The sequence below is a fragment of the Achromobacter sp. genome, from assembly GCF_057314935.1.
On the sequence record NZ_DBHKZA010000079.1, the window covers coordinates 1 to 26,126 of the forward strand.

The 26,126-nt window shown below is 67.9% G+C and carries 26 protein-coding genes; 14 read left to right on the top strand and 12 right to left on the bottom strand.

Going from position 1 to position 26,126, the window contains the following annotated elements:
- Positions 1-13: 13 nt before the first annotated feature.
- Positions 14-349, top strand: coding sequence for a thioredoxin family protein (locus ACO6D5_RS23960; RefSeq protein ID WP_006226863.1), 336 nt, complete (start codon positions 14-16; stop codon positions 347-349).
- Positions 350-405: 56 nt separating this feature from the next.
- Complete coding sequence (locus ACO6D5_RS23965) at positions 406-1,281, top strand: DMT family transporter (protein WP_485826775.1); 876 nt, start codon at positions 406-408, stop codon at positions 1,279-1,281.
- A 10-nt stretch (positions 1,282-1,291) separates the two neighbouring features.
- Here the strand turns inward: ACO6D5_RS23965 and ACO6D5_RS23970 are convergent, their stop codons facing one another.
- Positions 1,292-2,176: an EamA family transporter gene (locus tag ACO6D5_RS23970; RefSeq protein WP_315847452.1), complete on the bottom strand. Its 885-nt coding sequence runs from the start codon at positions 2,174-2,176 to the stop codon at positions 1,292-1,294.
- The gene (locus tag ACO6D5_RS23975) at positions 2,167-2,895 is read right to left on the bottom strand and encodes a GNAT family N-acetyltransferase (RefSeq protein WP_485826760.1); all 729 of its coding nucleotides are present in this window, start codon (positions 2,893-2,895) and stop codon (positions 2,167-2,169) included. The genes ACO6D5_RS23970 and ACO6D5_RS23975 overlap by 10 nt, the downstream gene beginning before the upstream one ends.
- Before the next feature lie 122 nt (positions 2,896-3,017).
- Between ACO6D5_RS23975 and pdxR the strand changes: the two genes are divergently transcribed.
- Positions 3,018-4,508 (top strand): MocR-like pyridoxine biosynthesis transcription factor PdxR, encoded by a 1,491-nt coding sequence (gene pdxR / locus ACO6D5_RS23980; RefSeq protein WP_315847450.1) that lies wholly within the window; start codon positions 3,018-3,020, stop codon positions 4,506-4,508.
- A 48-nt stretch (positions 4,509-4,556) separates the two neighbouring features.
- On the opposite strand, the gene ACO6D5_RS23985 is transcribed toward pdxR, so the two are convergent.
- Positions 4,557-4,853 carry a hypothetical protein gene (locus ACO6D5_RS23985; protein WP_315847449.1) on the bottom strand — a complete coding sequence of 99 codons (297 nt, stop codon included), beginning with the start codon at positions 4,851-4,853 and terminating at the stop codon, positions 4,557-4,559.
- A complete protein-coding gene (locus ACO6D5_RS23990; RefSeq protein ID WP_006226869.1) occupies positions 4,853-5,485 on the bottom strand; it encodes a LysE family translocator in 633 nt (210 codons plus the stop codon). The genes ACO6D5_RS23985 and ACO6D5_RS23990 overlap by 1 nt, the downstream gene beginning before the upstream one ends.
- Before the next feature lie 273 nt (positions 5,486-5,758).
- Between ACO6D5_RS23990 and ACO6D5_RS23995 the strand changes: the two genes are divergently transcribed.
- Positions 5,759-6,583 carry a DUF72 domain-containing protein gene (locus ACO6D5_RS23995; RefSeq protein ID WP_485826761.1) on the top strand — a complete coding sequence of 275 codons (825 nt, stop codon included), beginning with the start codon at positions 5,759-5,761 and terminating at the stop codon, positions 6,581-6,583.
- A gap of 18 nt (positions 6,584-6,601) precedes the next feature.
- Here ACO6D5_RS23995 and gorA read toward each other — a convergent pair whose 3' ends face one another.
- Complete coding sequence (gorA, locus tag ACO6D5_RS24000) at positions 6,602-7,960, bottom strand: glutathione-disulfide reductase (protein ID WP_315140830.1); 1,359 nt, start codon at positions 7,958-7,960, stop codon at positions 6,602-6,604.
- A gap of 164 nt (positions 7,961-8,124) precedes the next feature.
- Here gorA and ACO6D5_RS24005 point away from each other — a divergent pair, with 164 nt between their 5' ends.
- Positions 8,125-8,748: a LysE family transporter gene (locus ACO6D5_RS24005; RefSeq protein WP_315846653.1), complete on the top strand. Its 624-nt coding sequence runs from the start codon at positions 8,125-8,127 to the stop codon at positions 8,746-8,748.
- A gap of 18 nt (positions 8,749-8,766) precedes the next feature.
- Here the strand turns inward: ACO6D5_RS24005 and aceE are convergent, their stop codons facing one another.
- Positions 8,767-11,430, bottom strand: a complete 2,664-nt coding sequence (gene aceE, locus ACO6D5_RS24010; RefSeq protein WP_485826762.1) for a pyruvate dehydrogenase (acetyl-transferring), homodimeric type — start codon at positions 11,428-11,430, stop codon at positions 8,767-8,769.
- A 229-nt stretch (positions 11,431-11,659) separates the two neighbouring features.
- Here aceE and ACO6D5_RS24015 point away from each other — a divergent pair, with 229 nt between their 5' ends.
- Together ACO6D5_RS24015 and ACO6D5_RS24020 are read left to right on the top strand one after the other, a co-directional pair.
- Positions 11,660-12,118 (top strand): MarR family winged helix-turn-helix transcriptional regulator, encoded by a 459-nt coding sequence (locus ACO6D5_RS24015; RefSeq protein WP_485826763.1) that lies wholly within the window; start codon positions 11,660-11,662, stop codon positions 12,116-12,118.
- Positions 12,115-12,837: an aspartate/glutamate racemase family protein gene (locus ACO6D5_RS24020; protein ID WP_485826764.1), complete on the top strand. Its 723-nt coding sequence runs from the start codon at positions 12,115-12,117 to the stop codon at positions 12,835-12,837. Before ACO6D5_RS24015 ends, ACO6D5_RS24020 begins: the two co-directional genes overlap by 4 nt.
- A 5-nt stretch (positions 12,838-12,842) precedes the next feature.
- Here the strand turns inward: ACO6D5_RS24020 and ACO6D5_RS24025 are convergent, their stop codons facing one another.
- Positions 12,843-13,553, bottom strand: a complete 711-nt coding sequence (locus ACO6D5_RS24025; RefSeq protein WP_485826765.1) for a Crp/Fnr family transcriptional regulator — start codon at positions 13,551-13,553, stop codon at positions 12,843-12,845.
- A gap of 163 nt (positions 13,554-13,716) precedes the next feature.
- Here ACO6D5_RS24025 and ACO6D5_RS24030 point away from each other — a divergent pair, with 163 nt between their 5' ends.
- The 5 genes from ACO6D5_RS24030 (at position 13,717) to ACO6D5_RS24050 (ending at position 20,022) form a co-directional block, all read left to right on the top strand.
- Positions 13,717-15,396, top strand: coding sequence for an acyl-CoA synthetase (locus ACO6D5_RS24030; protein WP_485826766.1), 1,680 nt, complete (start codon positions 13,717-13,719; stop codon positions 15,394-15,396).
- 42 nt (positions 15,397-15,438) lie between these two features.
- Entirely contained in the window at positions 15,439-17,208 is a 1,770-nt protein-coding gene (locus tag ACO6D5_RS24035) for an acyl-CoA dehydrogenase (protein WP_485826767.1), read from the top strand.
- Between the two features lie 239 nt (positions 17,209-17,447).
- On the top strand, positions 17,448-18,458 hold the full coding sequence (locus ACO6D5_RS24040; RefSeq protein ID WP_315846646.1) for an ABC transporter substrate-binding protein: 1,011 nt from the start codon (positions 17,448-17,450) through the stop codon (positions 18,456-18,458).
- A 32-nt stretch (positions 18,459-18,490) separates the two neighbouring features.
- The gene (locus tag ACO6D5_RS24045) at positions 18,491-19,294 is read left to right on the top strand and encodes an ABC transporter permease (protein ID WP_485826776.1); all 804 of its coding nucleotides are present in this window, start codon (positions 18,491-18,493) and stop codon (positions 19,292-19,294) included.
- On the top strand, positions 19,282-20,022 hold the full coding sequence (locus ACO6D5_RS24050) for an ABC transporter ATP-binding protein (RefSeq protein ID WP_485826768.1): 741 nt from the start codon (positions 19,282-19,284) through the stop codon (positions 20,020-20,022). The genes ACO6D5_RS24045 and ACO6D5_RS24050 overlap by 13 nt, the downstream gene beginning before the upstream one ends.
- Before the next feature lie 41 nt (positions 20,023-20,063).
- Here the strand turns inward: ACO6D5_RS24050 and ACO6D5_RS24055 are convergent, their stop codons facing one another.
- Positions 20,064-21,290 carry an MFS transporter gene (locus ACO6D5_RS24055; protein WP_485826769.1) on the bottom strand — a complete coding sequence of 409 codons (1,227 nt, stop codon included), beginning with the start codon at positions 21,288-21,290 and terminating at the stop codon, positions 20,064-20,066.
- Between the two features lie 114 nt (positions 21,291-21,404).
- Between ACO6D5_RS24055 and ACO6D5_RS24060 the strand changes: the two genes are divergently transcribed.
- Complete coding sequence (locus ACO6D5_RS24060) at positions 21,405-21,860, top strand: winged helix-turn-helix transcriptional regulator (RefSeq protein ID WP_485826770.1); 456 nt, start codon at positions 21,405-21,407, stop codon at positions 21,858-21,860.
- Here the strand turns inward: ACO6D5_RS24060 and ACO6D5_RS24065 are convergent.
- From ACO6D5_RS24065 to ACO6D5_RS24080, 4 genes are all read right to left on the bottom strand, one after another.
- Complete coding sequence (locus ACO6D5_RS24065) at positions 21,857-22,828, bottom strand: pyridoxamine 5'-phosphate oxidase family protein (protein ID WP_485826771.1); 972 nt, start codon at positions 22,826-22,828, stop codon at positions 21,857-21,859. The genes ACO6D5_RS24060 and ACO6D5_RS24065 overlap by 4 nt on opposite strands.
- A 32-nt stretch (positions 22,829-22,860) precedes the next feature.
- Complete coding sequence (locus tag ACO6D5_RS24070; protein ID WP_315846641.1) at positions 22,861-23,490, bottom strand: glutathione S-transferase N-terminal domain-containing protein; 630 nt, start codon at positions 23,488-23,490, stop codon at positions 22,861-22,863.
- A gap of 122 nt (positions 23,491-23,612) precedes the next feature.
- The gene (locus tag ACO6D5_RS24075; RefSeq protein ID WP_485826772.1) at positions 23,613-24,518 is read right to left on the bottom strand and encodes a LysR family transcriptional regulator; all 906 of its coding nucleotides are present in this window, start codon (positions 24,516-24,518) and stop codon (positions 23,613-23,615) included.
- Positions 24,502-25,422 (bottom strand): LysR substrate-binding domain-containing protein, encoded by a 921-nt coding sequence (locus ACO6D5_RS24080; RefSeq protein WP_485826773.1) that lies wholly within the window; start codon positions 25,420-25,422, stop codon positions 24,502-24,504. Before ACO6D5_RS24080 ends, ACO6D5_RS24075 begins: the two co-directional genes overlap by 17 nt.
- Before the next feature lie 108 nt (positions 25,423-25,530).
- On the opposite strand from ACO6D5_RS24080, the gene ACO6D5_RS24085 reads away from it, so the two are divergent.
- Positions 25,531-26,126, top strand: a 596-nt coding sequence (locus ACO6D5_RS24085; protein WP_485826774.1) for an MFS transporter, incomplete at its 3' end; no start/stop codon positions are given.

Below are 26,126 nucleotides of genomic sequence, written 5' to 3' on the forward strand. Positions count from 1 at the left end.
CCCCCCGCCGCCCATGGAACAGATAGAACTCAATGACAGCACCGCCGACCGCTTCCTGCTGGATGCGCCCGGCCTGACGCTGCTGGTCTTTCACAGCCGCACCTGCGGCACCTGCCGCATCGCGCGCGAACAGCTGCCGGCGCTGGAATTGCCCGTGGAACGCGTGTGCTGGGTGGATGCGGGCGACAACCGCGGGCTGGTCGAACGCTACGAGGTGTTCCATCTGCCCGCCATGTTCGTCACGCGCGACGGCGCCTTCTTCGGCCCGGTGCAATCGACCCTGGCCGAATGGGACTTGCGCCAGCAGATCGGCCTGGCGCTGGACAGCTACCCCGCCGAACTGCCGTGAGCGCGCCCGCCGCCAAGCCGCAACGCTTGCCGCTGGACGCGCTGGCAACCAGCGGGATGCTGGCCCTGTGCGTGTGCTGGGGTTTCCAGCAGATCGCCATCAAACTGGTCGCGGGCGATATTGCGCCGATCATGCAGATCGGCCTGCGCTCGACCTTCGCGGCGCTGGTGCTGGCGGTGGTGGTGTGGCGCGCCGAGGGCATGCGCGCATGGCGCGACGGCACCGCCCTGCCCGGCCTGATCGTCGGCTTGCTGTTCGCGGGAGAATTCCTGTTCGTGGCGCAGGGCCTGCTCTACACCACGGCCTCGCACATGTCGGTGTTCCTGTACACCGCCCCCATCTTCGCCGCGCTGGGCCTGCACTGGCTGCTGCCTGAAGAACGCATGCGGCCGCTGCAGTGGCTGGGCGTGGCGATCGCGTTCGGCGGCATCGGGGTGGCGTTCCTGGGCAAGCCGGCGCAGGCGGGATCCTCGAACATGCTGCTGGGCGATGCCATGGGCCTTGCCGCGGGCTTGCTGTGGGGCGCCACCACGGTCGCCATCCGCAAGACCTCGCTATCGGAAGCCGCGCCCTCCAAGACGCTGTTCTATCAGATGGCGATAGCCGCAGTCGGGCTGCTGGCCTATGCCGCCGCCACCGGCCAAGACGCCATCCGCTATACGCAGGCCGCCGTGCTGAGCGTGGCCTTCCAGTCGGTGGTGGTGGCGTTGTCCAGCTACCTGGCCTGGTTCTGGCTGCTGCGCCGCTACCTGGCGTCGCGGCTGTCGATCCTGTCTTTCATGACGCCGCTATTCGGCGTGAGCTTCGGCGTGCTGATCCTGAACGAGCCGCTGGACGCCGGCTTTGTCATCGGCGCGGTACTGGTGCTGTCGGGCATCACGCTGGTCAGCGGTGCGGAAGTGATCAGGAACCTGTTGCGCAAACGGGGGTGAGCCGCTCCGGTCACCCCCGCGCTTTGCCCAAGTTCAACACGATCAGCGCCGCCCCGGCCAGCACGAAGGCGAATCCCAGCCAGTCCGCCGCGCCGGGCCGGTCGCCCACCAGCGCCATCGCGCCCAGCACCCCCACCACGGGCACCATCAGCGTCGTCAATGCCGCGACCGTGGCGCTGACCTTTTCGCTCAGCACGAACCACAGCCAGTACGCCACCGCCGTGCCCAGGATGATGTGAAACGCCAGCGCGCCGGCCACTCGCGCATTCCAGCCCTGCGTGGGAAACGATTCGCCCGCGATCAGCATGCCCGTCAAGGCGCAAGCCGCACCCACCACCAGTTGCCAGGCCGTCACCACGATGCGGTTGCCCGCCACGGGCCAGCGCTTCAGATAGACCGTGCCGGCGGCCCATCCGAAAGCGGCGATCAGCGGAAAGGCCAGGCCTTTGGTCGCGGCGATGTCGTGGTCGACGAAGACGGCATGCAGCACCGGCCAGGCCAGGATCGCCACGCCCAGCGCGCCCAGCCCCAGCGCCACGGCCCGGCGCCGGTCGGGCCGTTCGCCCAGCACGGCCCAGGCCAGCACCGCCGACATCATTGGCATCGTGAAGGTCAACACCGCGGCGCGCGACGTGCTGGTGCTGAGCTGCGCCCACGCCACCGCCAGGTTGAACACCGCCACCGCCAACAGGCCGCCCACAACGATGCCGGGCCACGACGCGCGCGGCGGCAGCAGGGCCACGCGCTTGGCCAGCGCCAGCAGCAACAGCAGCACCGCGCCGCTGCCCAGGCCCATCACGCGCAGCGTAAACGGCGGGAAGATCGACAGGATGATCTTCACGGCCGGCCAGTTCAGCCCCCAGAACAGGGCGAGCGCGACCGGGATCAGGCGCACGCGGCCTTTTCCTGGGCGGCCAGTTCGGCCAGGCCTTTGCGCTGGTTGCCTTCGGCGTCGAAGTTCTCGGGGTCCAGCCAGCGCTCGTAGGCGGTGCGCAGCGCCGGCCATTCGCTGTCGATGATCGAAAACCATGCCGTGTCGCGGCTGCGGCCCTTGTAGACCGTGGCCTGGCGGAAGATGCCTTCGAATTGGAATCCCAAGCGGGCGGCGGCCTTGCGCGACGGCGCGTTCAGGCTGTCGCACTTCCATTCATAGCGGCGATAACCCAGTTCGTCGAAAGCGCGGCGCATCAGCAGGAACTGCGCCTCGGTCGCGATGCGGGTGCGCTTGAGCTGGCGCGAGAACGACACGAAGCCCACCTCGATCACGCCGTTGGGCGGGTCGATCCGCATCAGCGCCAGCGTGCCGATCGCGCGGCCCGTCGCCAGATCGATGATGGCGTGGTGCAAGGGGTCGCTGCCTGCCTGCGCGGCCTCGGCGAATGTCCGGTAGGCGGCCTCGTCGGCAAAAGGCCCGACGCCCATGTAAGTCCAGTCGCTGTCGTCCGGCGCCTGGCTGAACGCCTGATACAAGTCCGCCGCGTGGCGCTCGGCGGACAAGGGCTCCAACCGGCAATAGCGGCCAACGGCCGGGGTCAGGGGCGGACGCGCGCGCGGGGTCCAGCCGGGAACATCGGGGCCGATGGGTTGTTGGAAAGCGTTGACGCGGGGTTGCATGCTACGGACCTCATCCTGGTTAGCGCGCGTCGCCGGCGGTGGCGGACGCAACACGCATGACCTCACGATATCGGAATCGTGGCATCATAAAAAGCACCACGATCCTTTAATTTAATAGGGCCATGAATCCCCTGCCATCTCTGGGCGATCCCGCGGACGCCGCCCTGCTGTCCAGCCCGCTGGCGCGCGGCCCCGGGGCGCTGCCCCGCCAGCGCCAGCTGATCCAGCGGCTCAAGCAGGCCATCCTGGCCGGGCAATTGCCCGCCGGCGGCAAGCTGCCGTCCTCGCGCGCGCTGTCCGAAGACCTGGACATTTCGCGCAACACGGTGCTGATCGCCTACGAGCAACTGACGGCCGAAGGCTATGTCATCGCCGACCGCCAAGGCACCCGCGTGGCGCCCCTGTCGGCCGCCGCCAGCAACGCCGCCCGGCAGGCCGCGCCGCCGCCCGCCGAATCCTCCTTCACCGCCAAGCGCCTCTCGCGCATCGTGTCCTCGCGCTACCTGCACGACGGTTCGCTGCCGATGACGCCCGGCACCCCTGCGCTGACCCAGTTCCCGGTCAATGCGTGGCGCCGCGCGCAGGACCGCGCGCTGCAGGCCGCCCCCGCCACCACGCTGGGGTACGGGCACCCCGTGGGCGAACCCGCGCTACGCGAAGCCATCGCCCAGTATCTGCGCGTCTCGCGCGGCGTGCGCTGCGAGGCGTCGCGCATCGTCATCACCGAAGGCGCGCAGGGCGCGCTGGCGCTATGCGTGCAACTGCTGACCAACCCCGGCGACACCGCGTGGCTGGAAGATCCCGGCTACCGCGGCGCCAAGTCTGCGTTCCATGCGGGCGACCTGGACGTCGTGGCGATGCGCGTGGACGCCGACGGCATGGTGATCCCCGAAGACGCGTGGCAGACGCGCCCGCCGCGGCTGATCCAGACCACGCCGTCGCACCAATACCCCACCGGCGCCGTGCTGTCGGTGGCGCGCCGGCTGGACCTGCTGGAACGTGCGCGCCGCGCAGGCGCGTGGATCATCGAAGACGATTACGACAGCGAATTCCGCCATCAGGGCGAGCCCATCGCGGCCATGCAGGGCCTGCTGCCCGATTCGCCCGTGCTGTATGTGGGCACCTTCAGCAAGACCATGTTCCCCGCCCTGCGCCTGGGCTTCCTGGTGCTGCCCGAAACCATCGCCACGCAAGCCATGCCGTCCGTCATCGAAATGCTGCGCGGCGGCCATCGGCTGGAACAACTGACCATGGCGGCCTTCATCGACAACGGCCAGTTCTCGCGCCATCTGGGCCGCATGCGGCGGCTGTACCGCGAGCGCCAGGCGGCGCTGCGCGACGCGCTGGCCGCGCATCTGGAGATCGATCATGAAGTGCTGGGCGGCCACAGCGGCTTGCACCTGACCGTGCGGCTGCCGCCGGCGTTCTCCGATGTGGCGATCGTGGAGCAGGCGCGCAAGCTGGGGATGAACCCCGGCGCGCTGTCCTCATTCGCGATCACGCCCCGCCCGGAAGACAACGGGCTGGTGATCGGATACGGCAACACAGGGGCCGAGCGGTTCCCGGCGCTGGTGGGCCGGCTGCGGGATATCGCGCTGAAAGCCAGCCGGTGATGGCCAGGCGCCCCGGCCTGCGCCAAGCGCCCGGCGGCGTTACACGCCCTAGTCCACCAGCCCGCCTAGTACCAGCACCGCCAGCACCAGCCAGAAAAGGAATCCGATGATGGAGCGGCGCAGCAAGGACTTGACCGCCGCCCACAGGAACATCAGGCCCAGCACAAGCAGGACGAAGTTGAAGATCGACGGGCTCATGCCCATCGCGCCGGCCAGTCCGGAATAAAAGTCGCCCAAGGCGCCGCCCAAGCCGCCCAGCAACCACTTGATGCCTGCGACGATGCCGCGCAGCGCTTCGCCGAGCATGCCGCCCAGCGACGCGAAAAAGCCGCTATCGTGCTCCATCAGCGGCGGGTATCCATGATCATGCGCACGGCCAGGCCCGCCAGTACCGTACCCATCAGCCAGCGTTGCACGACCATCCACAGCGGGCGGCCCGCCAGGAAGCCGGCGATCGACCCCGCCATGATGGCGATGACGGCATTGACCGACAGGCTGACCGCCACCTGCGTCATGCCCAGCGCCAGCGACTGCGTGAACACGCTGCCGTGGTCGGGCTGGATGAATTGCGGCAGCAGCGACACATACATCACTGCGATCTTGGGATTCAGCAGATTGGTCACCAGCCCCATGGTGAACAGCGTCCGCGGGCTGCTCTTGGGCAGTTCGCGCACCTGGAACGGAGAACGGCCACCCGGTCGGATCGCCTGCCACGCCATGTACAGCAGGTACAGGGCGCCGCCGATGCGCAGCGCGTCGTAGGCCAGCGGCACCGTCAGCAGCAAGGCGGTGATGCCGAACGCGGCGCACAGCACATAGAAGATGAACCCGACCGCCACGCCGCCCAGTGAAATCAGACCTGCCTGGGGGCCTTGGGAAATGGAGCGGGACACCAGGTAGATCATATTGGGCCCGGGCGTAAGCACCATGCCCAGCGCAACCAGGGCGAACGTCAGCAGATGAGTCAGGTCAGGCATGATGAGCCGGCGGGCGCCGGGCGAAGTCGGATTGAAGGCCTACACGTTATCGCAAAACTGTACCGGAACAGGGATTTTTTGTCGCAGGTATCCGCGCGAAGCGTGTGCGGCATGGGGGCAAATCCTCGAAGTTCGCAAAGGGTCGGATTGCCGTATCGCGGATACGACAGCCGCGCCGGTGTTACTTCCTGTTCCGGGCCCGCGCACTTTACGCCGGCATGCGCGCGGCGATACAGTGGTCAGGTTCGTCCGATTGCATGGGAGCACCTGGACATGCCGCAGCGTCACCCGTCCGTGGTGGGACGTCCCCCCAGTATCCGCGTTGGCATAGGAGGCTGGACCTACGCGCCCTGGCGCGGCCCGTTCTACCCCGAAGGCCTGCCGCACGCGCGGGAACTGGAGTACGCCAGCCGCCAGTTGACCGCCATCGAGATCAACGGGACCTATTACAGCACCCAGAAACCGGCCACCTTCGCCAAATGGCGCGACGAGACGCCGGAGGGGTTCGTGTTTTCGCTCAAGGCGTCGCGCTACGCGACCAACCGCCGCGAACTGGCCGGCGCCAAGGATTCGATCCAGCGCTTCGTGAACAGCGGCATTGCCGAACTGGGCCCCAAACTGGGCCCCGTGGTCTGGCAGTTCGCGCCCACCAAGACCTTCAACGCCGAGGATTTCGGCGCCTTCCTGGAACTGTTGCCGGACAAGGTCGACGGCCTGAAGCTGCGCCATGTGCTGGACGTGCGGCACGCGAGTTTCGCGTGCGACGAATACCTGGAATTGGCCCGCCGCCACAGTGCCGCCACTGTCTACACCGACAGCGAAGACTTCCCGGCCATCGCCGACCGCACTGCCGATTTCATCTATGCGCGCCTGATGCGCGCCAGCCCCACCTTCAAGGCGGGCTACGCACCCAAGGTGCTGGATGCCTGGGCCGACCGCCTGCGCACGTGGGCGCGCGGGGCCGACCCGGCAGACCTGCGCCGCATCGGGCCCGATCCGTCCGGCGCCGCGCGGCCGCAGGACGTCTACGCGTTTTTCATCAATGGCGCGAAAGAACGCGCGCCCGCCGCGGCGCGCGCCATGATCGAACGCCTGTAGCGCCCTGCCGGCAACGTCTTACTGCGCGACCGGAGTGCGCAACGTGACGAATTCTTCGGCCGCCGTGGGGTGGATGCCGATGGTGTCGTCGAACACCTGCTTGGTCGCGCCGGCCTTCAGCGCCACGGCGATGCCCTGCACGATTTCACCCGCGTCGGGGCCCACCATGTGCACGCCCAATACGCGATCGGTCTTGGCGTCCACGATCAGCTTCATCAGCGTCTTTTCCTGCGACTCGGTCAGCGTCAGCTTCATGGGCCGGAACCGGCTTTCGAAGAGCTTGACCTCGTAGCCGGCCTCGCGCGCCTCTTCCGTCGTCATGCCCACCGTGCCGATATTCGGCAGGCTGAACACGGCGGTCGGGATCAGCTTGTAATCCACCTTGCGGTATTCCTCGGGGCGGAACAGGCGGCGGGCCACGGCCATGCCTTCAGCCAGCGCCACGGGGGTCAGCGGCACGCGGCCGATCACGTCGCCGATCGCCAGGATGGAGGGCTCGGCGGTGCGGTATTCGTCGTCCACCTCGATAAAGCCGTCTTTTTTCAGCTTGACGCCGGTGTTCTCCAAGCCCAGGTTATCCAGCATCGGACGGCGGCCCGTGGCGTAGAACACGCAATCGGTCTCGATGACGGAACCATCCTTCAACGTGGCCGCCAGCGTGCCGTCGGCTTGCTTGTCGATACGCGTGACTTCGGTGTTGAAGCGCAAGTCGATGCCCTTTTTCACCAGTTCGTCGCGCAGGTGTTCACGCACGCCCTGGTCGAAGCCGCGCAGGAACAGCGGGCCGCGGTAAGCCTGGGTGGTCTGTGCGCCCATGCCGTTGAAAATCGAGGCGAACTCCACGGCGATGTAACCGCCGCCCACGACCAGCACGCGACGCGGCAACGCCTTCAGGAAGAAGGCCTCGTTCGAGGTGATGGCGTGTTCCTTGCCCGGGATGTCCGGCACCTGCGGCCAGCCGCCAGTAGCCACCAGGATATTGGCGGCGCTGTGGCGCTGGCCATTGATCTCGACCGTATGCGGGTCGACGATGCGGGCGTGGCCTTCCAGCAGCGTCACGCCGCTATTGACCAGCAAATTGCGGTAAATGCCGTTAAGGCGTTCGATCTCGCGGTTCTTGTTGGCGATCAGGGTGGGCCAGTCGAACGACGGCTTGCCGGCGGTCCAGCCAAAGCCGTGCGCCTGTTCGAAGTCTTCGCTGTAATGGGCGCCGTAGACCAGCAGCTTCTTGGGCACGCAGCCCACGTTGACGCAGGTGCCGCCCAGGTAGCGGCTTTCCGCCACCGCCACGCGCGCGCCAAAGCCCGCCGCGAAACGGGCGGCGCGTACGCCACCGGAGCCCGCGCCGATCACAAACAGATCAAAATCGAATGCCATGGTGTTTCCTTCGCGAGAAGCCTTGCGGCCACGCGTTCACTGTCCGGGAAAACCGTATTTAACACCACCCGGCGCCCGGGCATTCCCAAAGCGCGGCGATTGGCCTACAGTCACCGGCACGGCTGCCCGGCAGCCCCCCATAGCCTTATCGGAGCGCGAGTCCCATGTCACTTGAAACCTGGTTGGCCTTTCTGGGCGCATCCGCCCTGCTTGTCATGTTGCCCGGCCCGACGATCCTGACCGTCATCAGCTATTCCATGACGTACGGTAAACGGGCGCGCCTGCCGCTGGTGCTGGCCGTGGCGCTGGGCGACTCCACCGCCCTGGTCCTATCGCTGCTGGGCTTGGGCGCCCTGCTCAAGGCATCTGCCTTCTGGTTCACGGTGGTCAAGACGGCCGGCGGCCTGTATCTGCTGTATCTGGGCTTCAAGCTGCTGCGCGCGGGCGTAGCCCCGGCCACGCTGCCCGTCGCCACCGCCGCGGCCTCGCGCTGGAGGCTGTTCGCCAACACCTACCTGGTGACGGCGCTGAACCCCAAGGGCATGATCTTTTTCGTCGCCTTCCTGCCGCAGTTCATCGACCCGGCAGGCGACGTGACGCGCCAGTTGTGGATGCTGTCGGCCACGTTCGTCGCCTGCGCCGGCATCAACGCCGCCGCCTATGCGGTGTTCGCGGGGTCTGCCAGCCGGCTGCTGGCCTCGCCCCGGGCGCAGCGCGGCTTCAACCTGGGCGGCGGCGCCATGCTGTCCGCAGCCGGCATCTGGGCCATGCTGGCGCGCCGGGTCTAGCCCCCGGCGCGCCGCCCGCTACGGCAAGGCGGCGGAAACCGCTTCCGCGTCGATGCCGTAGCGGGCGATGGCGTGAGCCGCCTTCGCCCGTTCGATCAGGCCGTCGTCCGCCAGCGCCTTCAAGGCCGCCAGCGCGATGTGGTGGCGGTCCACCCCGAAGAAGGAACGAAGCGCCTGGCGCGTGTCCGACCTGCCGAACCCGTCCGTCCCCAAGGTCACATAGCGGCGCCCCGCCATGAACGGCCGGATCTGCTCGGGCACCGTCTTCATGTAGTCGGTGGCCGCCACCACCGGGCCGGTGCTGCCGGCCAGCGCGGTTTCGGCGTAGCCGCGGCGCGCGTCCTCCAGCGGATGCAAACGGTTCCAGCGTTCGGCCTCGTGGCCGTCGCGCCCGAGTTCCGAATAGCTGGTCACGCTCCAGACATCGGCCGCCACGCCGAAGTCCTGCTGCAGCAGATCGGCTGCGGCCAGCGTTTCGCGCAGGATCGCGCCGCTGCCCAGCAATTGCACCCGCAGCGTGCCGGGCTCTCCTTCACGCACGCGGTGCATGCCTTTCAGAATGCCCGCCTCGGCGCCTGCCGGCATGGCCGGATGCGCGGTCTTTTCGTTGATCAGCGTCAGGTAGTAGAAGACGTCTTCCTGGTCCTGGTACATCCGGCGCATGCCGTCCTGCACGATCACCGCGATCTCATAGGCGTAGGCAGGATCGTAGGCACGGCACGATGGAATGACCGAGGCCAGCACGTGGCTGTGGCCGTCGTCATGCTGCAGGCCTTCGCCTTCCAGCGTGGTCCGCCCCGACGTCGCGCCCAGCAGGAAGCCGCGCGCCCGGATGTCGCCCGCCGCCCAGGCCAGGTCGCCCACGCGCTGGAAGCCGAACATCGAATAGAAGATGTAGAACGGAATGGTGGCCACGCCATGCGTGCTATGGGCGGTGGCCGCCGCGATCCACGAGGACATGGCACCCGACTCGTTGATGCCTTCCTGCAGGATCTGGCCCTTGCGGTCTTCGCGGTAGACGCTGAGCTGATCGGCATCCTGCGGCGTATAGAGCTGCCCCACATGCGAATAGATGCCCACCTGGCGGAACATGCCGTCCATGCCGAAGGTGCGGGACTCGTCGGGCACGATCGGCACCACGCGCGGGCCGATCTCCGCGTCCTTCAGCAACTGCGCCAGCACGCGCACGAACGCCATCGTGGTGGAAAACTCGCGTCCGTCGCTGCCCTTCAGGTGCGGGGCGAATGCGTCCAGAGGCGGCGTGGCCAGCGGACCGGGGCCAGCCGGACGGCGGGGCAGATGGCCGCCCGCCCGCGCGATGGCGGCGTCGAAGTAGGCTTGTTCCGCGCTGCCCGGCGCGGGCTTGATGTAGGGAATCTGCTCCAGTTGGTCGTCCGGCACCGGGATGGCGAAGCGGTCGCGGAACGCGCGCACGGCGGGGTCTGCCATCTTTTTCTGCTGGTGGTTGGTGTTGGCCGCCTCGCCGGCCGCGCCCATGCCGTAGCCCTTGACCGTCTTGGCCAGGATGACGGTGGGCTGGCCGCGATGCGCCAGGGCCGCCGCATAGGCGGCATAGACCTTGGCCGGGTCATGCCCGCCGCGGTTCAGCGCGCCGATCTCGTCATCCGACAGATGCGCCACGCGTTCCAGCAGCACCGGGTCCGCGCCGAAGAAGTGTTCACGCACATAGGCGCCCCCGCGTGCCTTGAACACCTGATATTCGCCATCCACGCACTGCATCATGCGGCGGCGCAGGCGGCCGTCGTGGTCCTGGGCCAAGAGCGCGTCCCAGCCGGCGCCCCAGATCACTTTGATGACATTCCAGCCGGCGCCGCGGTACACGCTTTCCAGCTCCTGGATGATCTTGGCATTGCCGCGCACCGGGCCGTCCAGCCGCTGCAGGTTGCAATTGACCACGAAGATCAGGTTGTCCAGTTTTTCGCGCCCGGCCATCGCCACGGCGGCCAGCGTTTCGGGCTGGTCTTGCTCGCCGTCGCCCAGGAATCCCCAGACCTTGCGGCCTTGCGCGGGAATCAGTTCACGGTCCTCCAGATAGCGCATGTAGCGCGCCTGGTAGGCGGCCATCAAAGGCCCCAGGCCCATCGACACCGTCGGGAACTGCCAAAACCCGGGCATCGTGCGCGGGTGGGGATAAGACGCCAGCCCGCCGCCGCCGATCTCGCGGCGGAAGCGGTCAAGCTCGGCTTCCGAGAGGCGGCCTTCCAGATAGGCGCGCGCATAGATGCCCGGGGCCGAATGGCCCTGGATGTACAGCATGTCGCCCAGGAATTGCGGCGTGGCCGCCCGGAAGAAATGGCGGAAGCCCGTTTCGTACAGCGTCGTGGCCGACGCATAGGTCGCGATGTGGCCGCCCACGCCCGAGGTCTTGCCCGCGCGCAGCACCATGGCCATGGCATTCCAGCGCAGGTAGGCGTCCAGGCGCAGTTCTATCCCCAGGTCGCCGGGGAACCCGCCCTGCGCGTCCGGGGCGATGGAATTCACGTAAGGCGTGACGCCCGGCGCCGCGTAGCGGCCATTGGCCGCGCGGTCCTGGTTGATCAGTTGATCCAGCAGATAGTGCGTGCGCGGCAGGCCTTCGTGGGCCAGCACGGCCTGCATGGCCTCCAGCCATTCCTGGGTTTCCTGCGGGTCGGCGTCGATCGGGTCGATCGGGGTGTCCATGGGCGTCCTCCTTTGGGTGCGTGGGCGGCGCCTGGGTCGGGATAGCCGGCGCCGTTATTTCACATCGTGAATTGCAATTGCATAATGTGCAATTGCAATCGTATGGAGGTTTTTTAACAATTGCAAGTGCAACTATTTAGGGTCCCCCCAAGCCGCGGTGCGGCACCCTGGCCTTCCTTCTACAATCGCCGGCTGCACCCCTGTCTTTCAATCAAAAGGAACCGACCGCATGGCCACGGGCAAGCCCGACGCGTGGAGCCTCTTCCTGACCGCGCATGCGCTGGTGGTAGAGGAAATCGAAAAGCGGCTGTCAGCCGCCGACCTGCCGCCGCTGGCGTGGTACGACGCGTTGTGGGCGCTGGAACGCGCGCCCGACGGCACGGCGCGCATGTTTGAAATGGCCGAACGCATGGTGATCGCGCGCTACAACCTCACGCGCCTGATGGACCGCATCGAAGCTGCCGGCCTGGTGGAGCGCTTCCGGTCCGACGAAGACCGGCGCGCCACCTACGCCCGGCTCACGCCCAAGGGCCGCGCGCTGCGGCTCCAGATGTGGAAGGTGTACGGGCCCGCCATCGACGAACTGTTCCTGTCGCAACTGCCCGCCTCGCAGCAGGCGGCGATGGCCGAACGCTTTCGCCAGATCGCCCGCCATGTGCGCGCCTTGAACAAGGAGTCTTCAGAATGAACGCCACGCCGCTGCACATCGGCATCGTCGCCTGCTCGGCCGAGGGCGCGGCGCTGTGCTATCGCACGTTGTGCGCGGAAGGCGCGCAACGCATGGGGCCGCACGCGCATCCGGAAATCTCGCTGCACACCCATTCATTGGCGGACTACGTGGCCTGCCTGGACCGCGGCGATCTGGCCGGCGTGGGTGCGCTGATGCTGTCGTCGGCCGACAAGCTGGCGCGCGCAGGCGCGGACTTCCTGATCTGCCCGGACAACACCATCCATCAGGCGCTGGCTCATGTGCTGCCGCAGTCTCCGCGGCCCTGGCTGCATATTGCCGAGGAAGTCGCCGCCGAGGCCGCCGCACGCGGCTACCGGCGCATCGGCATCCTGGGCACGCGCTGGCTGGTCGACAGCAGCGTCTACCCCGACAAGCTCGCCGCAGAAGGGCTGGACCACGTGCGCCCCGGCCAGGAAGACCGCGACGCGCTCGCCCGCATCATCATGGATGAACTGGTCTACGGCGTGTTCAAGCCCGAATCGGTGGCACGCCTGCAAGCCATCATCGGCAACTTGCGCGACGCCGGCTGCGACGCCGTGGTGTTGGGCTGCACCGAGCTTCCGCTGGTACTGAACGACGGCAATTCCGCGTTGCCCACGCTGGACTCCACCCGCATCCTGGCCCGCGCCGCCTTGACGCGCGCCCTGCAGCCTCCACACGCCCGGCAGCCCCGTTAGACGGCTCAGATCTGGTCCAGGCCGTACTGCCGCAGGCGGTCCAGGCCAAGCACCTTGATCTGGTTGTACGCCAGCGCCAGGATCCCCTGGTCGGCCAGCGCCTGCAACGCCTGGTTGACCCGCTGGCGCGACAGGCCGGTCAGATATCCCAGTTCTTCCTGCGAAATCGCCAGGGTCAGGTCGGTGGACGGATACAGCTGCGGATTGAACAGTTGCGCCAGCGACTGGGCCACGCGCGCATCGGCATCCAGCAAGCGGTGGTTCTGGATGGACGCGATGAATTCGCCCATCCGGTCATTCAACTGGCCGATGACAAAATGCGAAAACGGCAGGCTGGCCGATAGCAACGCGTGAAACGTCGCGGCCGGCACCAGCATCACCAGCGACGGCTGGATCGACACCACATCGTATTTGCGCAGTTCCCGCTTGATGACGCTGCCTTCACCGAACCAGCCGCCCGGCGGCACGCCCGAGAACGTGCAACTGCGTCCGGACTCGTTGTAGATCGCCAGTTTCAGCAAGCCGGCGTGCACACCTAGCCAATAGTCCGACGGCGCATTGCGCCGCGCGATCCAGGCCCCGCTGGCCACGTGTTCCGCGCGCGAGGTCGCCAGCACCAGATCCTGGTGGCGGCCGTCCAGTGCGCCGAACCAGGCGCAGGCCCGGAAGAGGCGGGACAGTTCCGTGGCGGAAACAATGTTTGAAACGTCGGACATGGGCAGAACCGTGTAAAACTGGAGTTTGCAGGGTCGACCGGCGGTCTGTCATGCAGGCGACAGACAGTATTTTCCGGCGCGCCCTAAGCTCACGCAAGCGACGGGAATCAAGGTTCCCGGAAATAGACAAGGGGCGTCTGCCCGCCCCGCTCGGAGACAACGCATGAGCAGCATGTTCGACCACGGCCTGGCGCGCCGCGACGCCAACTATGAAGCCTTGACCCCGGTGGACTTCATCGCCCGGGCGGCTGACGTCTACGGGCACCGGCTGGCGGTGGTGCACGGCAAGGTCCGCCGCACCTGGGCCCAGACGTACGAACGCGCCCAACGGCTGGCCAACGCGCTGGCGAATGCCGGCATCCAACGCGGCGACACCGTCGCGGTGATGCTGCCCAACATCCCCGCCATGGTCGAAGCGCACTTCGGCGTGCCGATGCTGGGCGCGGTGCTGAACACCCTGAACACCCGGCTGGACACGCCCAGCGTGCTGTTCATGCTGGGCCACGGCGAAGCCCGCGCGCTGATTGTCGACACCGAATACGGCGACGTCGCCCAGCGCGCCCGCGCCGAATTCCCGCACCTGAAGATCGTGTCCGTGCACGACCTGGACAGCGCGCCGGCCACGCTGCCCGGCGCCATCGACTACGAAGCCTTCCTGGCCGACGCTCCCGCCCGTTACGACTGGAAGCCGCCTGCCGACGAATGGGACGCCATTGCGCTGAACTACACGTCCGGCACCACCGGCGACCCCAAGGGCGTGGTCTACCACTACCGCGGCGCCTACCTGAACGCGGTCAGCAACATCCTGGAATGGGACATGCCCAAGCACGCGGTCTATCTGTGGACCCTGCCGATGTTCCACTGCAACGGCTGGTGCTTTCCGTGGACGGTCGCCGCGCGCGCCGGCGTGAACGTATGCCTGCGCAAGTTCGATCCCAAGACCGTGTTCGACCTGATCCGCGACGAGGGCGTCACCCACTACTGCGGCGCGCCCATCGTGCAAAGCGCGCTGGCCAATGCGCCGGCCGAGATGCGCGCCGGCATCACGCACACGGTGCGCACCATGGTGGCGGGCGCCGCGCCCGCGCCGGCCGTCATCGCCAAAATGCGCGACATCGGTTTCGAGTTGACGCACGTGTACGGCCTGACGGAAGTCTACGGGCCAGCCGCCGTCTGCGCCCGCCAGGAATCGTGGGACGCGCTGGACGACGAGCGCCGCGCCCTGCTCACCGCGCGCCAGGGCGTGCGCTACCACCTGCAGGCGGGCATCTCGGTGCGCAATCCCGACACGATGGAAGTCGTGCCCGCCGACGAACAGACCGTGGGCGAAATCATGTTCCGCGGCAATATCTGCATGAAGGGCTACCTGAAGAACGAACGCGCCACCGAAGAGGCCTTCGCGGGCGGCTGGTTCCATACCGGCGACCTCGGCGTGATGACAGCCGACGGGTACGTCCGCATCAAGGATCGCAGCAAGGACATCATCATCTCGGGCGGCGAGAACATTTCCAGCATCGAGGTCGAAGACGCGCTGTACCGCCACCCTGCGGTCGCGGCCGTGGCAGTCGTAGCCATGCCCGACCCCAAGTGGGGGGAAACGCCGTGCGCCTTCGTCGAACTGAAGGCCGGCTGCACCGCCACCGCCGAAGAGATCATCGCGCACTGCAAGCTGCTGCTGCCGGGCTTCAAGGTGCCCCGCGCGGTGCGTTTCGGCGAACTGCCCAAAACCTCCACCGGCAAGATCCAGAAATTCGAACTGCGCGCCGCCGTCGGCGCGACCCGGGCCATCGACATGGCCAACCCCGATTCCAAATCCGATTCCAAACCCGATCAGGCCGGCTGAACGCCGTCCCCGCACAACCCTGAATCCAGGAGCTCCGACGCCATGACGTACCAAGCCCCCGTGAAAGACATGCTGTTCGTGTTGAACCATCTGGCCGGACTGCAGCAAGTCGCCGCCCTGCCCGGTTTCGAGGAGGCCACGCCCGACACCGCCCAGGCGGTGCTGGAAGAATCCGCCCACTTCGCCGCCGAGGTGCTGGCGCCGCTGAATCACCCCGCCGACCGCGAGCCCAGTGCCTGGCGCGACGGCGCCGTGACCACGGCGGCCGGCTTCAAGCAGGCCTTCCGCCAGTACACCGAAGCCGGCTGGCAGGGCATGTCGCACCCCGTGGAGTACGGCGGCCAGGGACTGCCCGGCCTGATCGGTTCGCCCTGCTCTGAAATGCTGAACGCCGCCAACCTGTCGTTCGCGCTGTGTCCGCTGCTGACCAACGGCGCCATCGAAGCGTTGCTGACCGCCGGCTCCCCCGAACTCAAAAAGCGCTTCATCGGCCCCATGATTTCGGGCCAATGGACCGGCACGATGAACCTGACCGAGCCGCAGGCCGGTTCCGACCTGGCCATGATCCGCACGCGCGCGCAACCGATGGGCGACGGCACCTACCGGCTGTCGGGCACCAAGATCTTCATCACCTACGGCGATCACGACCTGACCGAGAACATCCTGCACCTGGTGTTGGCGCGGTTGCCGGACGCGCCCGAAGGCGTCAAGGGCATTTCGCTCTTCCTCGTGCCCAAGTTCCTTGCGAACGAAGACGGCTCGCTGGGCGCGCGCAACGACGTCACCTGCGTATCCATCGAACACAAGCTGGGCATCAAGGCCAGCCCCACCGCCACCTTGCAGTTCGGTGACGCGGGCGGCGCGCTGGGATATCTGGTGGGCCAGGAGAACCGCGGGCTGGACGCCATGTTCATCATGATGAACGCCGCCCGCTATGCCGTGGGCGTACAGGGCATCGCCATCGCCGACCGCGCCTACCAGCATGCGCTGGCCTACGCCGCGGAACGCGTGCAGAGCCGTCCGGTGGACGGGTCCTCGCGCGAGGCCGTGGCCATCATCCAGCACCCCGATGTGCGCCGCATGCTGGGCACCATGCGCGCCCTGACCGAAGCCGGCCGCGCGCTCGCCTACGTCACCGCCGGCCATGCCGACCAGGCGCACGCCAATCCCGACCCCGAGGCGCGCCGCCGCCATTTGGCCGTCCAGGAATTCCTGGTGCCCATCGTCAAGGGCTGGTGCACCGAGATGTCCATCGACGTGGCCAGCCTGGGCGTGCAGGTGCACGGCGGCATGGGCTTCATCGAGGAAACCGGCGCGGCCCAGTACTACCGGGACGCCCGCATCCTGACCATCTACGAAGGCACGACCGCCATCCAGGCCAACGACCTCGTCGGCCGCAAGACGCTGCGCGACGGCGGCGCCGTGGCCCAGGCCTTGCTGGAGGCCATTCGCGAAACCGAATCGGAACTGGAATCGCGCAGCGAACCCGCCGCCAACCTGGTGTTGAAGCCGCTGCGGCAGGCCCGGCTGGCGCTGGCGAACGTGGTGGACTTCGTGCTGGCCAACGCCGCCAGCGCGCCGAACGCCGTGTTCGGGTCGGCAGTGCCCTATCTGCTGCTGGCGGGCACCACGCTGGCCGGTTGGCAGATGGCGCGCGCGCTGCTCGCCAGCCTGGATCATCAGCAGGAAGACCCCGAGTTCCATCAGGCCAAGATCGCCACGGTGCAGTGCTATGCGCTGCACAAGCTGACCCAGGCCCCGGGCCTGGCGGCCGTGGTGCTCGGCTCCAAGGACTACGAGATCCAGCCGTAACCGCCAGGCGGCCGCACGACGAAAAGACCGCGTTTTCGCGGTCTTTTTCATTGGGGTTTTCGTTCGGTTTTCTATTGGCGCACCGTCCCGATCCCCGTTCTGCGGCACCATTAAACATATAACCATAATGAATAAAGAATAAGAATAAACATATTTAAAATCATTAAGCGGACACCGGAAAACCCTTTGCCCGTAGGCAAAGCGCCAGCCGCATCAAGGCGCGACTCACAGGATTTCCCATGCTCCGCAAGCTCTTGGCTGTCACCGTGCTCTCTGCCGCCGCGTCCTCGCCCGTCTTGGCCGCGCCGCCCGCGCTGGAAATCGGCTATCTGCCCATCCTGCCTGACGCCCAGCTGTTCATCGGCCTGGAAGCAGGCACCTTGCAGGCCAAGGGCGCCCCGGCGCCCAAGCTGGTGCAATTCCAGAGCGGCCCGGCGTTGACCCAGGCGTTGATCGCCGGCCAGTTGGACGCCGCCTACGTGGGCATCGGCCCCGCGCTGGTCGCACGCGCCAAGGGTGCGGACATCAAGGTCGTCGCCTCGAACATCGTCGAACAGGTCAATGTGGTGGCACTGGGCCCGCTCGCCCCGTACTTCGCCTCCGGCGACCCGGCCACGGCGTTCGCCCGTTTCGCCAAGGACCATGGCCGCAAGCCTGTGCTTGCCAGCTACCCGAAGGGCGCCGTGCCCGAGGCCGCGCTGCAGTATTGGCTGCGCAACCAGATCAAGGCCGATGCCGCCAGCGTGGAACTGATCTACCAGGGCGAAGCCCAGATCCAGCAATCGCTTTTGACCGGCGCCATCGATGGCGCGGCCATCCTGGAGCCCACCGTCACCACCGTGCTGAGCCGCGCGCCGGAATCGCGTGTAGTGGCGCGCGGTTCACAACTGTTCCCGAAGCAACCTGGCGCCGTGCTGCTGGTGCGCGAAAAGCTGATCGCCGACCACCCCGACACCGTGCAGCAACTGGTGGACGCGCATCTGTCGGCCACCGCGCTGTTGAAGAGCGACCCGGCCAAAGCCGCGGGCTACGTGCAGAAGTACGTGGGCGGCGGCCGGCTCGACCGCGGTCTGGTGGAAAAAGCCATCCGCAGCTCGCATGACCAGTTCGTGGCCGATCCGCACGCCATCGTCGACGCCACGGCCGAGCTGCAGACATTCCAGGCGACGCTCGGCACCGTCGAAGCGCCGCCGGTCGACGTGAAGCAGTTGTTCGACACGCGCTTCTACGACAAGGCCGCCAAGCCATGAATCAGGCCATCAACTCGGCCATCAACCCGGCAATGAGCCCGGCCACGCCGGCGGTCGCCGCGCGTAGCGGCCTGCCGCCGTGGATCGCGGCCGTGCGGCGGGCCGCCTATGGCATCGCCGGGCTGATCCTGTTCATTGGCATCTGGAAAGCCGCGCTGGTCTGGGAATGGGCGCCGCGCGGCACCCTGCCCGACCCCTTCGCGTTGCCCGGCACGCTGGCGCAGGAATGGCAGTCGGGGCGCCTGCTGCCTGCCATCGGCTCCAGCCTGATCCACTATTTCTGGGGGTTGGCGCTGGGCACGGCGCTGGGCTTCGGCGTGGGCCTGGCCGCGGCCACGCTGCCGCGCTTCGACCTCACCCAAGCGTATCTGGCACGCATCCTGCGCCCGATCCCGCCGCTGGCGTGGGTCGTGTTCGCAATCGCCTGGTTCAAGGTCAGCCATGCGGGCGCGGCCTTCGTCATCGCGATCGGCGTGTTCTGGGTGAACTACTTCGCCACCTACAGCGCCGTGCGCAACGTGGACCCTCGCTACTACGAACTGGCCCGCGCGTTCGGCCATGGCGGCTATCTGGCGCGCGCGTTCTCGGTGACGCTGCCGGCCATCGCCCCCGGCGCCCTTTCGGGCGTGCGCACCGGCATCGGGCAAGCCTGGATGACGCTGATCGCCGCCGAACTGCTCGGCGTGCCCGGCATGGGCCAGGAGATGAACGCCGCCGCCGGCGTGGGCGCCTATGACGCCGTGGTCGTCTACATGCTGATCATCTCGCTGGTCTACACAATCTGCGACCTGGCGTTCTCCGCCGTTGAAGGGAAGGTGCTGCAATGGCGTCCGTGATCGAATTCTCCCAGCTGTCCTATCAGCACCCGGGCGCCGCCGCCCCCGTCATCCAGGGGCTGTCCCTGGACATCGAGGCGGGCAGCTTCGTCGCCGTGGTCGGCGGGTCGGGCGTGGGCAAGTCCACCCTGCTGCGCGCCGCCGCGGGCCTGACCGAACCCACGGCCGGCGCCGTCCGTTTCCAGGCGCAGCCGCGCCCGGGAAGCCGCACGCGCGCCGTCGTGTTCCAGGACAGCCGCCTGATGCCCTGGCGCACGGTCGGCGGCAACGTCGGCTACGGCCTGGAAGGCCTGGGGCTGGATCGCCAGGAAAAGACGCGGCGCATCGATGCCGCGCTACAGCTGACGGGCCTGGGCGACTACGGCCGCCGCTGGCCGCACCAGTTGTCGGGCGGCCAGGCGCAACGCGTGGGCATCGCGCGCGCCCTGGCGGTCAAGCCGGACCTGCTGCTGATGGACGAACCCTTCAGCGCCGTCGACGCCATTACCCGCCGCAACCTGCAGCAGGAACTGATCCGCGTCTGGCAGGCGTCCGGCGCCGCCGTGCTGTTCGTCACCCACGATATCGAAGAAGCGGTGTTCCTGGCCGACAAGGTCGTCGTGCTGGGCGGGCATCCGGCGAACGTCGCGGGCAGCTACGATATCGCCCTGCCGCGCCCGCGCGACCGCGGCACGGCGGCGTTCGCCGCGCAGGTCGCGGCCATCGCCCACACGCTGGAACACCACTGACGGGCATGCCGGCGCCAACGTGTGCCGCCCCCGTGCTGGACTCAACACCGGGCCGCGTGCGCAGCCGCCTTCCGCGGCAGCGTCGCCGCCCAGAACAGCAACGCCGCCAGGCTGATGCCGGCGCCCAGCACGCAGACGCCAGACCATCCCGCCCGCGCGCATACGGCCGTTGAGGCGATGGCCCCCAACCCGCTGCCCACCGCGTAGAACATCATGTACGCGCCCACCAGGCGGCTGTGCGCCTGCGCGCTGATGCTGAAGATCATCGTCTGATTGGTCACGTGCAGCGCCTGCAACGCCACATCCAGGATCAACACGCCCAGCGCCAGCGCCCACAGGCTGTACGGCAGCAAGGCGATGGGCGCCCAGGCCAGGCACAACAGCAACAGGCCCGCGGCGGTGGTGCGCTGCCCCAGCCCGCGGTCCGCCCACCGGCCGGCGCGCGCTGCCATCAACACACCCAGCACGCCCACCAGCCCGAACGCGCCGATCGCCGTGTGCGACAAGGCATATGGCGGCGCCGATAGCGGCAACACCAGGGCCGTCCAAAAGGCGCTGATCGCCGCGAACATCAGCAACGCGATCATGCCGCGCACCCGCAACACGGGTTCACGCGCCATCAACGCATACAGGGAACGCAGCAGCGCCCAGTACGACAGGTCGGCCACCGGCAGACGCCGGTGCGGCAGGCGGCGCGCCAGCACCCAGGCCAGCAAAGCGGCCAGCGCCGCCGACACCACATACACCGCGCGCCAGCCCCACGCGTCCGCCACCAGGCCCGCCACCGTGCGCGCCAGCAACAAGCCGATCACCACACCGCCCTGCGCCGCGCCCACGACGCGGCCGCGCTCGGCCGGCGCCGCCAAGGCGGCGGACAAGGCCAGCAAGCCTTGCGTCATCGCCGTGCCCAGCAGCCCCAGCGCCACCATGCCTGCCAACAGCCACGGCGTGTTGCCCGCCAGCGCCACGGCGCCCAGCGCCAGCACCAGCAGGCCCAGTTGCCCGATCATCAACCGGCGCCGGTCCAGCAGGTCTCCCAAAGGCACGACGAACAGCAAGGCCAGGGCGCACCCCAGCTGCGTGGCAGTGATGACAATCCCCACCGCGCTGTCGTCCATGCCGAACTCCCGGCCGATGGCATCCAGCAAAGGTTGGGCGTAATACACGTTGGCCACGCTCAGCGCGCAGGCCACGGCCAACAGCATGACCAGCCAGGTCGGCATGGTGCTGCCGGCATCGTGGGGAGAATCGTCGGATCGGGCGCGCATCGAATTTCCATTGTGGTTTTATTACGAAACCAGAATGCTAGGCCTTTAGGTTTTATAATGCAACCATTAAGTCCGATTCGCTGTCCCCGTCATCCTCTTGCTAAAGGGCCCGACATGGTCAAACGCACCAGCCTTGAAGGCGCCGCCTGTCCGGTGGCGCGCTCGCTAGACGCGATTGGCGACTGGTGGTCGCTGCTGATCGTGCGCGACGCCTTCGACGGCTTGCGGCGCTTCGGCGAATTCCAGAAAAGCCTGGGAGTCGCCAAGAACATCCTGAGCGACCGGCTGCGCACGCTGGTCGCCCACGGCATCCTTACCGCCGCCCCGGCCTCCGACGGCAGCGCCTATCAGGAATACGTGCTGACGGAAAAGGGCCGCGCCCTGTTCCCGGTCATTGTCGGCTTGCGGCAATGGGGCGAAGACCACTACTACGCCCCAGCCGAAGCCCATTCCACGCTGATCGACCGCAAGCGCGGCCAGACGGTGCGCCGGCTGGAGATCCGCGCCCAGGACGGGCGCCTGCTGGATCCGGAAGACACCGTGGTGCAAAAAACCACGCCGGGCGCCTAAGCGGCCGCCGGCCACTGCCCCGTCGCCAGCGCCGTCGGCGAATACGCCTCGAACGTCCAGCGCAGCGCCAGCGCGCCCGGCCGCCATACGGCGCGGCGCACGTCCACCCGCCACAGGCGCTCGGCGCCGGCAAAGGCGTCGATCTCGGGGCTGTCCAGGATCACGTCGGCCCGCCCCGACACCTGCAGGACGTCGCCTCGCGCAAAATCGATGAAGACGAGGCCCGCGCGCGGGTTGGCCATCAGATTGCCCAGCGTATTGAAGAATCGGTTGCCCGAGAAATCGGGGATGGTCAGCACATTGCCGTCCACCCGCACGAACCCCGGCTTGCCGCCGCGGTGCGACACGTCCACGGCACGGCTTGCGCCGTCCTCGGCGTCCACATAGCTGGCGACAAAAAACGTGTCGGACGCCGCGATCAACGCGCGCGCCGCGTCGTCCAGCCCATCGCGTTCGCGCGGCGTACCCGGAAAGCGCAACGACGGCGCACGCGAAAAGTGGAAATCGCGCGACTGGATGTACTGCGGGCAGTTGCCGAAAGATTGCGCGACCGCAACGTCGAATCGCTTGCCGTCCCAGGCCGCGACCCGGCCGTTCATGCGGTTGCGGCGCCGGGTATGCAGTTCGATGCCCAGCAGGCCCACCGCCCGGTCCGGGCCCAGGCCGGCCAGCAAGGGGTCGTCGGCATCCGGCACGGCCGCTACGCGCAAGGTGTGCGGGTCGGGCGATACGGCGAACCCCGGCAGGCCTTCCAGCACGCCCGCCCACGGGTCGCCCCGGTCGTCCACCGTGCCCATCACCAGGAAGGGCAATTGCGCGAAGAACTCGCGGTGCTGGTCCGGCATGTGATCGCGCACGACCTTGGGGCCGATCTGCGCCATGCGCTCGGCCACGCCCGCACGGGTTTGCAGCAACCGTTCGCCGGCGTGCCAAGGCGGCGCGACAAGGGCAGGATCGGGAAAGTTCATGATGGGTTCCTTGGCCGGTGCGACGCCGGCGTTCAAGCCGCCAACAGGCCCGCGGCCGTACTGGCCATCGGCACGAAGCGCGGCAGGTTTTCGATGCGGGCCAGCCACGCGCGGACATGCGGATAGTCCGCCAAGGACACGTTGCCTTCCGGCGCGTGCGCAACGTAGGCATAGCAAGCCACGTCCGCGATGGTCGGCGCGGCGCCGGCCAGGTAGTCCCGTTGCGCAAGTTCGCGATCCATGACGCTCAGCAAGGCATGCGCCCGCGCCAGCGTGGCGTCCACGTCGAAGGACGCGCCGAACACGGTCACCAGCCTGGCCGCCGCCGGGCCGCCGGCCAAGGGGCCCGCGGCCACCGACAGCCAGCGCTGCACGTGCGCCGCCCCGGCTGCATCCTCGGGCAGCCAGGCGCCGCCGCCGTAGCGCTTGGCCAGGTAGACGAGGATGGCGTTGGAATCCGCGACCACGACGCCGTCGTCGTCGATCACCGGCACTTGGCCGAACGCGTTCATTGCCAGGAATTCAGGACGTTTTTGTTCCGCCTGCCGCAGGTCCACGTCGACGCGCTGGTGCGGCACCTCCAGCAAGGACAGCATCAGCGCGACACGATGCGCGTGGCCGGACAAGGGGAAGCTGTAGAAGGTCAACGGAGCGGTAGCCATGCGAAGTTCTCAAATGGGTGGATCGTGCCTCCATCTTCACCTCGTATGTGCCAATCGAGAACAGCCAGCGGCCGCAAGACACTCTTGCAGTCCGTGAAAGAAACCGCAGGCAAACGGGCGCGTCAGACCGGCAGCGCGGCCAGGTCCCTGCGCAGCGCGTCCACGCAGAAATCGACGAAGCTGCGCACCTTGGCCGAGCTTTTCCGGCCTTCGGGATACACCACGTGCACCGGCATGGGAGGCAGTTCGAAGTCGCGCAGCACCACCTGCAAGGCGCCGCTGGCCAGATGCCGGGCCACCTGATACGACACCACTTGCGTCAGCCCCCACTCTTCGCAGGCTGCCAGGACCGCGGCCTGGAACGACGTGACCGTCAATTGCGAATCCACGCTCAGCCGCCGGACCTGGCCATCCTGCTGGAAGCGCCACTGCGTGCCGCGCCCCTCCATCGCCGCGGTGATCGTGCAAAACCGCGGCAGCGCGTCCAGATCCTTGGGTTCGCCGTGTTGCCGCAGGAAACCCGGCGCGGCGCACACCACGCGGCGTACCTGCCCCACCGGCACCGCGGTCAAGCTCGAATCGGGCAAGGCGCCAATGCGTACCGCAACATCCACGCCTTCATCCAGCAGGTTCACGACGCGGTCCACCAACAAGGTGCGCACGGACACTTCACGATGCGCGCGCAGATAGCCCAGCACCGCCGGCATCACATGCAGTTCGCCGAAGAAGGCGGGCGCCGTGATGCTGAGCGCGCCGCGCGGCGCCCCCATCACGCCTGCTGCGGCGTCGTCGGCCTGCTCCACGTCGTCCAGGATGCGGCGGCAGTCGGCCGCGTAGCGTTCGCCTGCTTCGGTCACGCGCAAGCTTCGCGTGGTGCGCACCAGCAGCAAGACGCCCAGGCGATGCTCCAGCGCCGCGACGCTGCGCGTCACCGTGGGCGCGGACATTTCCAGCCGCCGGGCGGCGGCGGCAAAGCTCCCGGCCTCGGCCACGGCCAGGAACACGGTCATTTCATGGAAGCGGTTCACGGCGGGTCTCTCCGGCCAAGGCGCGCGGGGCGCTGTCATGGATGCATTGCCGCACGATATCGCCCAACGCGGCGGCCACGGGATCAGGCTGCGCCTGGGCCCGGTACAGCGACAACGAAATCGACGGCAGGGCCGGCAAGCCCTGCTCGCCCGGCGCCAGCGCGCGGACCGTGGCGGGCAAGCCCAAAGGCGTGCGCACCGCTACCCCCAAACCCGCGCTAGCAGCCGCCCACAAGCCGGCCAGGCTGGGGCTGGTGAACGCGGCGCGCCAAGTCAGGTTCGCGCGGTCCAGCGCCTCGGTCGCGCAATCGCGGAACAGGCACGGCGCCTCGAACGCCACCAGCGGCACATCGCCATCGTCCGTGAACACGGACGCCGCGGGCGCCGCCGGGCCGATCCAGCACATCGGAAGCTCCAGCAAGCGCTCTCCATGCGGCAGGCGCGCATCATGGTCCCAAGCCAGCGCCAGATCCAGCTGCGCGAGCGCGATGCGCTCCAGCAAGTCGGCATTGCGCGCGACGCGGGCTTCGATCCTGACCTTGGGATGCGCCCGGGCAAACTGGCCCAGCACCTGGGGCAGCAGCGTTTCGCCAAAGTCTTCCTGCAAGCCCAGTCGGACCCGGCCTTCCAGTTCGGCCCCGCGCACCGCGCGCGACGCTTGATCGTTCAGCGCCAGCAACCGGCGCGCGTAGGCCAGCATCGTATCGCCCGCCTCGGTCAGCGCCAGGCCGCGGCCCTCCTTGCGAAGCAGCGGCACGCCGGCCTGCTCTTCCAGCTTCTTCAGCTGCGCGCTGACGGCGGAGGTGGACCGGCCTAGACGATCCGCGGCACGCCCGAAGCTGCCCAGGTCGACCCCGGCCACGAAGCTGCGCAACACATCAAGATCGAACGTGACAGGCCGCATAAATAGTCCCGATATTCAAAACTATGAATCCAAAATTTCCTGATTTTCAGAACGATAGCAGAAGCGCAGACTGGCCGTGTCCTTTTCTTTTGCCTTCCGGAGCCCAGCATGTCCCTCCCCTCTAGCCCCGCATTGACCATGCCCCCGGAGGCGGCACGGCCGGCCCATCGCTGGAAAGTGCTGGCGGTGGGCGTCGCCGCCAACGCCGCCTTTTCGGCCGCAGCGGCCGGCCTGCCCACGACCGCGGTATTCATGCGTTCGGGCTATCGGTTGGACAACGACCAGTTGGGCCTGGCCTTGGGGCTGCTGGGGTTGGGCGTGGCGCTGTTCGAGTTGCCCTGGGGCTTGCTGACCGACCGCTGGGGCGACCGCCCCGTGCTCTTGTGCGGCCTGGGCGCCACGGCGGCGGCGTTGGCCTGGATGGGCGCTTTCGCCTCGCCCACGGCGGCCGGGGTGCCCAGCCTGTGGCTGCTGGCGCTGGGCCTGGTGCTGGTTGGCAGCCTGGGCGGCAGCGTCAACGGTGCCAGCGGACGGGCGGTAATGGCCTGGTTCGACGAAGGCGAGCGCGGCCTGGCGATGAGCATCCGGCAAACCGCGGTGCCGTTGGGCGGTGGGCTGGGCGCCCTGCTGCTGCCGTGGCTGGCCGCACACGCAGGCTTTGGCGCGGTGTTCGGCGTGTTGAGCCTGATGTGCGGCCTGGCCGC